General features: G+C 46.3%; 12 protein-coding genes and 1 tRNA gene. 10 read left to right on the forward strand and 3 right to left on the reverse strand.

Annotation, left to right across the window (positions count from 1 at the left end; all coding sequences use genetic code 11):
- Nucleotides 1–15 precede the first annotated feature (15 nt).
- The 9 genes from ACIM339_RS00290 (at nt 16) to ACIM339_RS00330 (ending at nt 9,055) form a co-directional block, all read left to right on the forward strand.
- Nucleotides 16–1,350, forward strand: a complete 1,335-nt coding sequence (locus tag ACIM339_RS00290; RefSeq protein WP_015282612.1) for an MATE family efflux transporter — start codon at nt 16–18, stop codon at nt 1,348–1,350.
- Nucleotides 1,351–1,390: 40 nt separating this feature from the next.
- Nucleotides 1,391–1,464 (forward strand) — tRNA-Ala (locus ACIM339_RS00295).
- A 264-nt stretch (nt 1,465–1,728) separates the two neighbouring features.
- Nucleotides 1,729–2,391, forward strand: coding sequence for a biotin--[acetyl-CoA-carboxylase] ligase (locus tag ACIM339_RS00300; RefSeq protein ID WP_162007660.1), 663 nt, complete (start codon nt 1,729–1,731; stop codon nt 2,389–2,391).
- Nucleotides 2,392–2,422: 31 nt separating this feature from the next.
- The gene (locus ACIM339_RS00305) at nt 2,423–3,682 is read left to right on the forward strand and encodes a phosphoadenosine phosphosulfate reductase family protein (protein ID WP_015282614.1); all 1,260 of its coding nucleotides are present in this window, start codon (nt 2,423–2,425) and stop codon (nt 3,680–3,682) included.
- A 25-nt stretch (nt 3,683–3,707) separates the two neighbouring features.
- Nucleotides 3,708–5,444, forward strand: coding sequence for a translation initiation factor IF-2 (gene infB / locus ACIM339_RS00310; RefSeq protein ID WP_015282615.1), 1,737 nt, complete (start codon nt 3,708–3,710; stop codon nt 5,442–5,444).
- Nucleotides 5,445–5,891 carry an alanyl-tRNA editing protein gene (locus ACIM339_RS00315; protein WP_015282616.1) on the forward strand — a complete coding sequence of 149 codons (447 nt, stop codon included), beginning with the start codon at nt 5,445–5,447 and terminating at the stop codon, nt 5,889–5,891.
- A 41-nt stretch (nt 5,892–5,932) separates the two neighbouring features.
- Nucleotides 5,933–7,327: an NCS2 family permease gene (locus ACIM339_RS00320; RefSeq protein ID WP_015282617.1), complete on the forward strand. Its 1,395-nt coding sequence runs from the start codon at nt 5,933–5,935 to the stop codon at nt 7,325–7,327.
- Nucleotides 7,328–7,376: 49 nt separating this feature from the next.
- Nucleotides 7,377–8,567, forward strand: coding sequence for a dihydropteroate synthase (gene folP / locus ACIM339_RS00325; RefSeq protein WP_015282618.1), 1,191 nt, complete (start codon nt 7,377–7,379; stop codon nt 8,565–8,567).
- Complete coding sequence (locus ACIM339_RS00330; protein WP_015282619.1) at nt 8,564–9,055, forward strand: hypothetical protein; 492 nt, start codon at nt 8,564–8,566, stop codon at nt 9,053–9,055. The genes folP and ACIM339_RS00330 overlap by 4 nt, the downstream gene beginning before the upstream one ends.
- On the opposite strand, the gene ACIM339_RS00335 is transcribed toward ACIM339_RS00330, so the two are convergent.
- Nucleotides 8,984–9,526: an AAA family ATPase gene (locus tag ACIM339_RS00335; protein ID WP_015282620.1), complete on the reverse strand. Its 543-nt coding sequence runs from the start codon at nt 9,524–9,526 to the stop codon at nt 8,984–8,986. The genes ACIM339_RS00330 and ACIM339_RS00335 overlap by 72 nt on opposite strands.
- Nucleotides 9,527–9,633: 107 nt before the next feature.
- On the opposite strand from ACIM339_RS00335, the gene ACIM339_RS00340 reads away from it, so the two are divergent.
- Nucleotides 9,634–10,098, forward strand: coding sequence for a hypothetical protein (locus ACIM339_RS00340; RefSeq protein WP_015282621.1), 465 nt, complete (start codon nt 9,634–9,636; stop codon nt 10,096–10,098).
- Here ACIM339_RS00340 and ACIM339_RS00345 read toward each other — a convergent pair.
- On the reverse strand, nt 10,095–11,549 hold the full coding sequence (locus tag ACIM339_RS00345) for a mechanosensitive ion channel family protein (protein WP_015282622.1): 1,455 nt from the start codon (nt 11,547–11,549) through the stop codon (nt 10,095–10,097). The genes ACIM339_RS00340 and ACIM339_RS00345 overlap by 4 nt on opposite strands.
- A 36-nt stretch (nt 11,550–11,585) precedes the next feature.
- The gene (locus ACIM339_RS00350) at nt 11,586–13,640 is read right to left on the reverse strand and encodes a sodium-translocating pyrophosphatase (protein WP_015282623.1); all 2,055 of its coding nucleotides are present in this window, start codon (nt 13,638–13,640) and stop codon (nt 11,586–11,588) included.
- Nucleotides 13,641–13,645 lie beyond the last annotated feature (5 nt).

Here is a 13,645-nt window from a genome sequence, read left to right on the forward strand (position 1 = left end):
TACCATTGCACATACGTGCAATTAAGGAGAACAGTGTTGAATCTCGCAATTCCTGCCGTGATATCAAACGTACTTTACACTTTCCAGAACATAGTTGATGCCATGATGCTCGGCAGATACGGCAATCCAGCGGTAACCCTGAGTTCCGCAGGCATAGGCGGCATGTTCTACTTCCTGACCTTCCCGCTTGTGATGGGAATAACAACGGGGGGCGTGGCAATCATAGCCAGAAGGTGGGGCGAGAAAAGGTACGAGGAGGCAAGATACACCTTTGAAAATCTCTACATTCTCCTAATTCTCATCTCCATACCCATATCCCTATTCGCCGTATTATTTGGATGGACTCTGCCCACGGCGCTTGGGGCCGGACCTGCTGTGGTGAAGGGAACGGCACGATACATAATGGGCGTGTTCACCTTCTATCCCTTTGCGGTGTTTATGGCAGCGTATCAGGCATCACTCCGGGCAGCAGGAGATACCAAAACACCCATGAACGTGGACATATTCGCCAATCTGTGGAACGTGTTCTGGAACTACGCACTGATATTCGGAAATTTCGGATTTCCACAACTTGGAGTGCTAGGTGCGGGTATTGCCACGGGCTCCTCATACCTCTTCGGTTCCCTAATCTACCTCATTATGCAAAGCAAGGGTAAACTCGTGATATACCCCAAACTCCTTGCAAGGGAGAAATGGAACATGGAACTCATAAAGAAAATGTTCAGAGTTGGCATACCCGCCGGAATTGAGAGAGGTATGTGGGCCATAACATCCTTCATATACGCAGCCCTGATATTTGCCGCATCCGGTGCACTCGGCTACGCCTCATTTCAGATCGGCCTAAAGGCGGAGAGTTTCGCCTATATGCCAGCATTCGGGTTCTCAATCGCAGCCACCACACTGGTGGGACAATCCCTTGGAGAGGGAAACGTGAGAAAGGCAAAAATGTCAGCAATTGAGGCAACGAAGATGAGCATGCTCTTCATGGCAGTGGCAGGAGCAATAATGATCCTCTTTCCACAGTACCTTGCAGAGATATTTACGGGCGATGAGAAAATCATACACTTCGCATCCATATACCTTTTCCTGATGGGAATGACAGAGCCAGCACTTGGAGCATTGTTCACCCTTGCCGGCGGAATGCGTGGAGCAGGATACACCACAATGCCCATGGTGATAAACCTCACCGGTTTGATGGGCATACGTCTTGGCATTGCTGTTGTTCTTGCCTTTCCCTTGGGAATGGGACTTGTTGGGATATGGCTCGGAATGTTCTTTGAGACCTTCATAAGGGCAGGATGGATGTACCTTGAGTTCCGCAGAGGTAAATGGGCAAAGGTTAGGGTTTGACCGAAAAAATTTATATTCGTTCTTACCTTCCCCACCTTAGGGGCCGGTAGATCAGCCCGGAAGATCGCTGCCCTTGCAAGGCAGAGGCCGCGGGTTCAAATCCCGCCCGGTCCATTCCGCTACGCTCCATGGACCAGGCTTATGTTCTCCTGTCGTCGAACATCCAGCCCGGTCCACTCACTTCGTTCGTGAACACGGGCTAAGTCGAAAATTGTAAATTTTCTCCTCCCGCCCGGTCCACCAAGCACCTTTAAAAAAGGTGGTTTACCCCAAAAGGATGATTTTTAGATGATTCGTGGAATACTCCGTATTCTTTCTATCACCCGATTTACAGCAAAAAAAATAAAAAGTATTAATTGGAGGGGAAAATACCCCTTTATGGGCTCAGAGTTTCAAATTCTGCACTTTCAATACGTGAACTCAACGCAGGATTTGGCAAGGCAAATTCTGAGAGAAAACGTTGTGGTTCTGGCAGATACCCAGAAAAGCGGAAGGGGTAGGTTTGGAAGATTCTGGCACTCTCCCATCGGAGGTTTGTGGTTCACAGCCATAATACGGGTCAAATTACCTCTTCAAATTGTATCACTCATGGCCGGAGTGACCATTGCAAAGGCCCTGGAGGATATGAATGTAAGAGTGTGCCTAAAATGGCCCAACGATGTCATCATGCAGGGAAAAAAACTGGGAGGCATAATAGGAGAAGTGCACGGAGATTACGTACTACTGGGAGTAGGAATAAATCTGCGAAACGAAATACCTGAAGAGATTTCAGATATTGCAATAAACCTTTCCAACGTTTCCAGGGACGAACTTCTACTGAAGATCCTTGAGATTCTGGATGAGGAGAAGAAAAAAAGCAAGGATGAAATAATAAAAGAATGGAAAGCGTACAACTGCACACTTGGAAAAAGAGTTAGAATAGTGGATAACGGTGAATACGAGGGTAGGGCTGAGGATATTGACGATGATGGTTTTCTCCTGGTACGGGTGGGCGATGAACTCAAGAAGGTACTCGCAGGAGATGTTCAGATTTTAGAGTGAAACTTATAAATCACATAAGAGATTGCCCGTCGTGATCGGATACTGCCCAAAATGCAACGTTCCTGTGCGAGGAGAGAGGTGCGGAATATGCCACTCTCACCCAGCAACTCTAAGATTTCATCCCCTTGGAGATATAAGGCCTGCAAGCCCCTATGAAATGGGAATACTGAGCAAACTCATTCCGTTCAGGGAGGCGAGGGATTACGTGAGAAGAAGATTTGTACTTCTATCAAAGCAACCTGGTTTGGATTACAGAAAGGATGTCTTCGTTGACGGTTTTAAGATTGGAACCCTTGAGTATGTGAAGGACAGAAGGTGGAAATACGTATTCGTGCCCACAGGTAGGGGTGCTGCCCTCTTTTATGCACTCACAGACCATGTGGATTTTGAGATACATCAGAGGGGTCATCTCAAGGGAAAGAAAATAAGCAGAGATGTGGAAAGCTGGGAGATTTTCTCTACCGGAAGGTGCACGGGTGTGGCTGTGAAAGCCCGGAATGGAGCAAAAATAAAGGATCTGTACTGTGAAAGGGTTGGAACTAAAAAAAGAAGCAGTATGAAAGATGCCATAAGTGCAAACGAGAACTTTCTCCGCGAGATGGAGAGAGAAGCAATTAATATGGTAAAAAAGGGACGGGCAAACTACGTGGCATTCTCCGGGGGCAAGGATAGCGAGGTCGCACTCTACATTGCGTGGAGGGCGGGGGTGAGAAAAGCCATATATGCCAACACAGGCCTTGAATTTCCAGAGACAGAGCGGTTCGTTTACAATTTTGCAGACTATCTGGACATTGAACTTATTGAAGTGCATCCCAAGATCGATTTCTGGAAAACCCTGGAGGAAAAGGGCATACCCACAAAGGACAATAGGTGGTGCACAAGGTACCTGAAACTTGAGCAACTAAAAAAATTCAGGGGCGTGGTGGTGGACGGCACGAGAAGGTACGAATCCCTTGGAAGAATGATGCGCTCCGGTGACCGAACTCTCGGAAACTTGAAGATGATCTATCCGCTGCTTGAGTGGCTCGCTCTGGATGTTTGGCTCTTCATAAAGTGGAAGGGTCTGCCTTACAACCCGCTGTACGACATGGGCTACGAACGTATAGGATGTTTCATGTGCCCCTCGATGCTCAACTCAGAATTTCATAATCTGAAACGCACCCATCCACAACTTTTCAAAATATGGTACGATTATCTGCAAAGCCATGGTTACTCGCACGAAGAAATCATGGATGGGCTATGGAGATGGAGGGAACTGCCTCCAAAGATGAAGAAAATCCGCAAATCTTAATACAACATTGCCATACGGAAAAAATATGATAAGGCAGCCCATCGTGAGCGTTCTGGGCCATGTTGACCATGGCAAGACCACACTTCTGGATAAGATAAGGGGCACCTCCGTGGCAAAAAAAGAGGCAGGTGCAATAACCCAGCACATAGGGGCAACCGAGGTGCCCATTGAGGCAATATATCGTATATGTGGAAATCTCATCAAGAAAAAGTTCAAAATCCCAGGACTGCTGTTCATCGACACCCCTGGACATGAGGCATTCACCACATTGAGGGCAAGAGGAGGGGCACTGGCAGACATAGCCGTGCTCGTTATCGATATAAATGAGGGTATAATGCCCCAGACCATTGAGAGCATAAATATCCTGAAGAGGTATCGCACTCCCTTTGTTATCGCAGCCAACAAGATAGATCTAATCTACGGATGGAAAAATGCAGACAACATGCCATTCATTTTGGCAATTCAGAAGCAAAAGGAGGAGGTGCAGCAGGCGATCGATGAGAAGATATACGGCATAGTGGAGAAATTGTACGAACTCGGGTTTTCCTCAGAGAGATACGATAGGATTGCGGATTTCACGCAGAACGTTGCAATTATACCCATGAGTGCAAAGAAGGGTATAGGCATTGCAGACCTTTTGCTCGTTCTTGTAGGACTTGCCCAGAGGTTTCTTGAAAAAAATTTGCACACCGAAGATGGTCCCGGGGAGGGAACTGTGCTGGAGGTAAAGGAGGAGCGTGGCCTGGGCAAAACTATCGATGTGATCCTCTACTCAGGAACAATCAGAAAGGGAGATACCATCGTGGTTGGAAGTACAGATGAACCGATAGTCACGAAGATAAAGGCGATACTTAAGCCAAAGCCCCTGGACGAGATGCGTGACCCGAGAGATAGATTTCTCAGTGTTGATGAGGTTCACGCTGCAGCAGGTATAAAAATAGCCGCACCGAACCTTGAAAGAGCCCTGGCAGGATCTCCTGTGCTGGTGGCCAATGAAAATCTTGACGACGCGCTTAGAAGGGTGAGAAAGGAGACAGGTATACATATAGAGATCCAGGAGGAGGGCATCATAATAAAGGCGGATGCACTCGGCTCTCTGGAGGCCCTTGCCTACGAACTCAAACAGGAAGGCATACCAATAAAAATGGCAGATATAGGAGATATAAGCAAAAGAGATATAGTGAATGCCCAGACAATTGGCAATCCACTGTACCGAGTGATCCTCGGATTCAACGTTAAGATTCTTCCGGATGCTGAAAATGAGGCTGAAAAAATAAAAATATTCACCAACAACGTTGTGTACAAACTCATAGAGGACTATGAAGAATGGGCCCAGGAGAAGGAGAGAGAACTTGAGGCGGAGAAGAGAATGGATATAACCTTCCCGGGTAAGTTCAAGATCCTGCCAGAGTACATATTCAGGCTGAGCAAACCTGCCATTGTAGGGGTGCGCGTTTTAGGGGGTAGGATCCGCGTGGGGCAGAGAATACTGCGGGATGATGGACGCGTTGTGGGGCGCATAAAGAGCATAAGAAAAGGAGATAATAACATCACAGAGGCAATAATGGGCGAGGAGGTAGCCATAGCCATAGATGGCGTTACCGTTGGAAGACAGATAAAGGCGGGAGAGACATATTACATAGATATCCCCGAGGAACATGCAAAAAAACTGTTCAAGATGAACTTAAAATACGAGGATAAAGAGGTTCTTGAAGAAATTGCCAGAATAAAGAGAGGAGAGAAACCTTTCTGGGGGTTGTAAATGGACGAGGATATAAGAACCCACACAGCCCTCCATATACTCAAGGGCGCCGTGGTAAAGGTACTCAACGCAAAATGGACGGCTAGCGTGTATGTGAATGGCAGCCACGGAAGGCTAACTGTGAAATGCAACAGAAAACCCTCAGAAGATGAAATAAGGGAAATCGAATACCTTGCAAATGAGAAAATAAGGGAAAATGCACCCATAAAGGTGTACACCCTTCCAAGGGAGGAGGCCGAACGATTATTCGGTGAAGAGATGTACGATCTTTTTCCGGTTCCTGAAAGCATAAAGGTTCTAAAAGTGGTCGAGATAGAGGGCTGGAACGTCAATGCCTGCAACAAGGAGCACACAAAAACCACTGGCGAGGTTGGCTCAATAAAAATAAGAAAAACAAGATTCAGAAGGTCAAAGGAACTCCTTGAGATAAGTTTCGATGTGGAGTGAAACTATTAAATATGGGATCGATATATTAAATGGGTGGATACATGAGTTGGTCTGAAAAACTGGACTCATATTTTAAAATTAGTGAACATGGCTCAACGGTGAGAACAGAGATTGTAGCAGGTTTCACCACCTTTATGACCATGGCATACATTATTTTCGTGAACCCCGCAATTTTGAGCCAGACTGGCATGCCCTTTGCCCCCCTCGTGACCACAACAGTACTGGCTTCTGCACTTGCCACTGTGATAATGGGCCTTTACGCAAAAAAGCCCTACGCTCTGGCTCCGGGAATGGGTTTAAACGCGTATTTCACATACACTGTTGTAATCGCCATGGGCTACACCTGGCAAGTTGCCCTGGCAGCGGTTTTCATTGAGGGTCTGATTTTCATCGCCCTTTCAGTGACCAAAGTTAGAACTTGGGTGGCAAACTCGTTCCCGACAAATCTAAAGTACTCAATAGGAGCAGGCATAGGTCTTTTCCTCACATTCATAGGACTAAACAACGCGAGCATAATAAGGTACACGGCAGATAAACTCCTTCCAAACCACCAGGTAGTGGGTGTGGTAATCTCAATGAACTACCTTAATCTACCCTCAGTGGCCATAGCACTGTTTGGAATCACCATAACCATAATATTTCTGGTGAACAGGATAAAGGGTGCATTGCTATGGGGCATACTGAGCTCAACCGTGGCGGCGGTCATCTGGGCCTCCATAAGTCCATGGGCTGCATCCAATTTATATCCATCTGGATTCTCCCTACCATCCTCACCGGTATCCCTTCCCGCATCAATTGCACCAATAGCACTGCATATGGACTTTGGCGGGCTTATGGCTGCCGGAGCTCTCGGGGTGATATTCGCATTTTTAATGGTGGATTTCTTTGATACACTTGGCACGGTAACGGGCCTGAGCGCGAAGGTCGGTGATCTGGATGAGAAGGGAAACATCCCAGAGAAACCACTGACAAGAATGCTGCTAACAGACGCTTTGGGGACAACCTTCGGCGCACTTATGGGAACATCAACTGTAACAACATACATAGAGAGTGCAGCGGGTGTTGAGGAAGGAGGACGTACAGGACTAACAAGCGTTGTGGTTTCTCTGCTCTTCCTAACCGGATTGTTCATCACACCCATAATTGCCCTGGTTCCATCTGCCGCAACTGCACCTGCGTTGATACTCGTGGGCCTGTTCATGCTCTCAAACATGCGCAATGTGAATTTTGAGGACTACACAGAGTACATACCCGCGTTTATGACCCTTATAGTGATGCCATTCACCTACAACATATCCAACGGCATAGGTGCAGGTATAATCGCATATGTGATAACAAAAATAGCGTCCAGGAGAGTCAGGGAGATAAGCCCTCTGATGTACATTCTCGCCGTCATATTCGCCATATACTTCCTATGGCTCTACTGGCTCCACTAATTTTTCCCTTTTTTGCAAAAATTTTTAAGGCAAAATCCAATCTTCCGGTATGTTCAATCCCCTCGTATTCCACGGAAATCAGGGTGCAAAGGATATGATGTGCAAGATTGGTGTGAGCAAGGAGGGCACAGAAATAATGGACAAAAAATCTAGATTCTTCATTCTGAAACTTGAGAATCTTCCACTCAAAGGTGCCCTACTTTTGAAGCAGGAGGCTCTGGCGGCGGGTATGGAATGTGCCTTACCCTGGTGCACCGCAGCCCTCAACTGCGAGGAGACGGATGCCGTTCTTTTCGGCACAGAGAGGCAGTTTGAGATTCTCATGGAGAAGATGAAATTACAGCCTTTCAAGGGCAAAACCATTGCGGAGGAGATGCACAGCGCCATTGAAAATTTTCAGAGAGAAAAATATACCATAAGGGCCAGAGAGTACAGAGTCTCAATACCACCAACAAAAATAATGGGCATACTCAATGTCACTCCCAATTCCTTCTCTGATGGGGGCAAGTACCTTGATGTGAATAGCGCCGTGTCCCGGGCCAGGGAAATGGTCAGAGAGGGAGTGGACATAATTGATGTTGGAGGTGAATCCTCACGCCCATTCTCCGAGCCAGTGAGTGAAGAAGAGGAACTCAGAAGGATCATTCCGGTAATTGAAGAACTGGAAGATATCAAGGTACCAGTATCTGTGGATACCTACAAGCCTAAAGTGGCAGAGGAGGCTCTCAAGAGGGGGGCAAGCATGGTCAACGACATATACGGGCTGAGAAAAGAGGGAATGGCGAAGGTTGTGGCAGATTATGACGCTGCCGTGGTTATTATGCATATGAAGGGTGAGCCAAAGAACATGCAGAGAAATCCATACTACGAGGACACGATTGGGGAAATTGCAAAATTTCTGCGGGATAGAGTTGAATTTGCCCTCAGATATGGAATAGAGGAGGACAGGATAATAATTGATCCTGGAATTGGGTTCGGCAAGAGGGTTGAGGATAATCTCCGCATATTGAAGTACATCTCTGCCTTCAAATCCCTGGGCTTTCCCATTCTCTTAGGCGCATCCAGAAAAAGTTACATGGGTAAACTCTTCAATCTGGATGTGCAGGACAGATTGGAAACCACGCTGGCCAGCGATGTTATGGCGGTTATGGGTGGAGCATCTATAATCAGGATCCACGATGTTAAGGAAAATGTTAGGGCCATAAGAATGGTGGAGAAAATCATGGAAGTGGGAATATGAGGCTGCCCTGGCAATGCCCCACATGCTATGCAGAACTGGGTGATAAGAGTTATGCAAAAATGCTCACCTGCCCTTACTGCGGCTCTCTGCTCATCGTGAACGGGAAAAACAAGAAATTTTTCAGAGTGCCAAGAGGCAGAGGATGGTATTACTTCTCAAAAATGCCCATGCCCGGATACATAAAATTTGGAGAATACGAGGAGGCATATGTTTACAAGGAAGAAAAATGGTTTCTCGTAAGAGATGATGGAGTTTATGAGATGCAAGGTATTGCGCATGAGTTTGAGGGAAAAATGGTGGAAGTAGGAAAAGTGAAGTACATATGGGGAGAGATTCCATTTGTTGCACCCCCCGGGAGCTTGGTAAAAACTGCTAAAAATGGCCACATCTTGGCCAAAATTGCACCCAGAGAGACCCTACTCTTTATCAAGAGTGAGGAGAAATTCCCTGACATTTCCGTGAAACTCCTCCAGGGTACCCATGTTTAGAAGCATGTGATCCGAAAGGGCGAACACATTTCCAAGTCCCCATTGAAGTTCTCTCATCTCCCTGCGGACAAACTCATCCCATGTACGCACATCATCTTTTCTGCCCCTATGCAGAATCCTCTCAAATCTGACCTTTCTGGGGGCAAATATACCCACAAGGTGCACCTCCTCTCCAAGTTCTCCTTTAAACACTTCAACCTCCTCAATGCATCTGACCCCATCAATGAGGATTTTTCTGCTCCCCTTTATCTTCTCCAAAGTTCTCCAAGCCCAGACATCAATACCATGCATTTCCCTCTCCTCATGTGCAATTTTTCCCACTATTTCATCCCTCAACTCAAACCCAAGGGATGATACGTGTTCGCGCACAACATCACCCATCCTAACAACATCATAACCCATCTGAATTGCGACTTTCACAAACTCTTCCTTCCCTGCACCTGGCATACCAACAAGGAGAATAACCGGCATAGTAGAGAATTCACGATGGGTTATTTAATCCTATTGCTTCTCCCATGATTCTCATCAAGAAGATTCAGAACGATTAATATAAATAATTCTCCGTAAAATCATTCACCGTGGCCACCATTGAGGAGATCAGAGAGGATTTCATATACGTGTACTTGGTTGAGTTGGCATTCTTAATTTCACTTATTTTCAATTTTGCATACCTCAATTTGTGGAACGAAGTAATACTCTACTCACTTATATTCTGGGCAATATTCATGTTTGAAGACAAAGTAATGAAGTCACTTACCCTCCAGAAAACTAGAGATCTGAAGAGGATTTTTGAACTTATAAACAGGTGGAAAAGGTACTCAAAGATTGGCATCGCATTTTACCTCTCCCTGATGATAGTGCTTTCAAGCTGGGGAATAATCGCCTACATCTCAAGGTATGTGCAGATAGAAGCAATAAAAATAATAGTGGAGATTCTTCCATTCTACATTGCAATTTACGTGGGCTGGCTCATATCATTAACCTACATAAAGTCCAGGTACACAAAATTGGTGCTCTATCTCCTCAAAAAGAGAAGAAGTTAGGAGTTTGGCCTTACTGGCTTTATGTGCACATCCACCTGTGGGAACGGTATCTCTATGCCCTCCTTTCTGAAACGGTTCACTATCTCCTGCCTAATCTCACTGGGCACCTCCCACTGCTTCATAACATCCTCAATCCAAACGTAGAGGGAAAAATTCAAACTTGATGAGCCAAATTCTCTGAATATGACCTGTGGTTCATACTCGCCTCCACGCATAACTCCTGGATGGGATAGGGCTATATCCTTCAGCACATGGATAACCTTTGAAACATCACTTCCGTATGACACGCCCACATCTATACGAACCTTCATCCTGTTGTTTGGCCTATTGAAATTGATTATATTCTGGGCGGCAAGTTTACTGTTGGGCACGAAAACAACGGTGTTTGAGAATATCTCGTAGAGCCTCGTGCTTCTAACACCCACATCCAGCACACGATAAACTCCATCACTATCCTCAAGCATGATCAAATCTCCAATTCTGAAGGCTTTATCGATAAGAATGTGCAATCCAGAGAAAAAATTACCCAAGGTTTGCTGGGCTGCAAGACCCAACACTATGCCCGCAATGCCCATACTTGCCAGAAGAACACTGACATTCACTCCCATTACCTGCAGGATCATCAACCCACCGAGGGTTCCTATGGTAACAATGCCGAGTTTCTCAAGTATAGGTATGAGAACGTTTTCCAGATCTCCACGCTTACCCTTAGAGAGATGGAACATATAACGGATAACTATGTCCTTGAAGAATCTGTAAGCCAGCCATGTGACTATGACAACCACTATTATGTTGTAAATCTCGATGATCAGAGGGAACAACCAATTTAAAGGGGACAAAGTAAGAAGTGCTGTGGTGAGTCCGTAAGATATCACCCATACGGTAATAGGTTTATGCAGGATCTCCACTATGATATCATCCAACTCCGTCTTTGTTATCTTTGCAATTTTCTTTAGATAAGGGAACACAATGTAGAGGATCAACGTTATTATGACCCAGGTAAGAATAACATTGAGAAATGTGGCCCAGTACCCGAAACTCGCAGGCCAGGGTATTTCAAAAAGATAAAAGGGCGTTGAAAGAAAGGAAACATGTAGGGAGTAAATGTACCTCACAACCTCTCCATTTTCATCGTAAACAGAAACTTCAAATGGTAAATTGAAGTCACTAACACCGTAACTCTTGGGTGCCCTTAAGTGGATTTTCACCACCTGAGAACCCATGGAATGTATTATGCCGTTGGAGGGAGTAACATTGATCTTCCAGCCATTGATCTGTGGAGAATTTATCACAAAAAACACCGATTCATTGCGTGTATTCACAATAGAAAAGCTCAGGCTCACTTCCTCACCACCTCTCAATTTAACACTGCCCGAAGAGGGCAACACCTGAGCCGTGGCAAGGGGCAAAATAACGATCAGCAACAGCACAATTGCAACAGTTCCTCTCATTCAAAGGGCATATATAAAAAAGAGTATAAAAAGTTATCACAGAAGCAAAAATAGGGGCGCAAGAAGCAGGGATACTATACTCATCAGCTTGATCAGTATGTTTAGAGACGGCCCCGCCGTATCCTTGAGAGGATCTCCCACAGTGTCTCCCACAACTGCTGCCTTGTGGGCATCGCTTCCCTTGCCTCCAAAATTACCCTTTTCAATGAACTTCTTAGCGTTATCCCAGGCACCTCCAGCATTGGCCATGTAAATTGCCAACAGGAATCCGGATGCGATGGACCCGGCCAGTAGCCCTCCAACCGCCCTAGGGCCAAGACCTGGCGTTATGCCCACCACTATCGGAACTATTATTGCAAGCAGTGTTGGAACTATCATCTTTCTTATGGCAGCCCTTGTGGATATATCTATGCACTTCTCGTACTCCGGTGTGGCCTTGCCCTCCATTATACCCGGAATCTCCCTGAACTGACGGCGAACCTCATTAACCATATTCTCAGCAGCATGACCAACGGCAAGGAGGGCAAGGGCGCTAAAGAGGAATGGCATCAATGCACCTATGAATATGCCCACCATCACCGAGGGATTGGCAAGATCAATTACTATTTTCTGCCCAAGTCCCTCAAGGGTCTGGTTGTAGGTGGCAAAAAGAGCCAGAGCAGTGAGTGCGGCAGAACCTATGGCAAACCCCTTACCTATAGCGGCTGTGGTATTGCCCACCGCATCAAGTTCTTCGGCACGTTCTCTAACATTTTTACCGAGATTCGCCATTTCCGCAATGCCCGCCGCGTTATCTGCCACCGGACCGTAGGTATCCATGCTCAGGGTCATTCCAAGGGTGCTGAGCATACCCACAGCAGCTATGGCTATGCCGTAAAGATCCGCAAGAATGTATGCTATGATTATTGCCACAGAGATGGATAGAACTGGAATCACCGTGCTGAGCATTCCTATGGACATTCCTGTTATGAGATTTGTAGCCGCACCCGTTGTGCTCGCCTTTGCAATATCCCTTGTGGGTTTGTACCTGTCAGAGGTGTAGTACTCGGTGGAAAAACCTATGATTATTCCCGCAATGAGCCCGGAAACAAGGGCAACAAACATATTGTACCAGGGCACAACCTTCCCAATGGATACAAACTTGTAATCTCCGTTGAGGTACATAACCACAAATGCAAGAAGGATCATAACTATGGAACTGGTGATGACTCCGCTGTTCATGGCCTTTGAGGGATCCTTGTTTCTCAGCATAACAACCACGGATATGCCAATGAAGGAGGAAATTATTCCTATTGCAGCGAGCAAAAGGGGCAAGAAAACAATGGCGGTGTTTAGTGCTGAGAAAAGAATTCCTATGGCGATTGCAGAGATTATTGAATCCACATAACTCTCAAAAAGATCGGCACCCATTCCCGCAACATCACCAACGTTGTCTCCAACGTTATCGGCTATGACAGCTGGGTTACGGGGATCGTCCTCAGGTATTCCCGCCTCAATTTTACCCACAAGATCAGCACCAACATCCGCCGCCTTGGTGTATATACCTCCCCCAACCCTGGCAAATAGGGCGATGGAGCTCGCTCCAAAACCGAAACCGAAAAGAATGTTTGAAAGCCCCTGGGGATCCACAACATTGAATATGAGGTAAATCGCACTAACACCAAAAAGTCCGAGCCCCACAACGGTTAGACCCATCACAGAGCCTGATGAGAAGGCAACCTTCAATCCAGAGTGCATATCCTTTTCAACAGCCTTGGCAGCCCGAACATTTGCAAGGGTAGCTATGCGCATACCCACATTTCCTGAAAGAGCTGAGAATATGGCACCAACCACAAATCCCACGGGTGTGTACGGGCTCACTCCACCGTTCTTGATGAAACTGAGAAGGTACAGAAACACTGCAACCACTATGATGTACACCGAAAGATACCTGTACTCCCTGTTAAGAAATGTCATTGCACCTTTTCTTATGTATCCGGCAATTTCAACCATCCTGCCCTCGCCCTGGTCCTGTTTTCTAACATAAAGGGCAAATACAAAGGCAACGAGCAGGGATAGCAAACCTACACCCAAAGCAATGTACTCTATCATCTCTC

The sequence above is a fragment of the Aciduliprofundum sp. MAR08-339 genome (genome assembly GCF_000327505.1).
In the GTDB taxonomy this organism is placed as follows: domain Archaea; phylum Thermoplasmatota; class Thermoplasmata; order Thermoplasmatales; family Aciduliprofundaceae; genus Aciduliprofundum.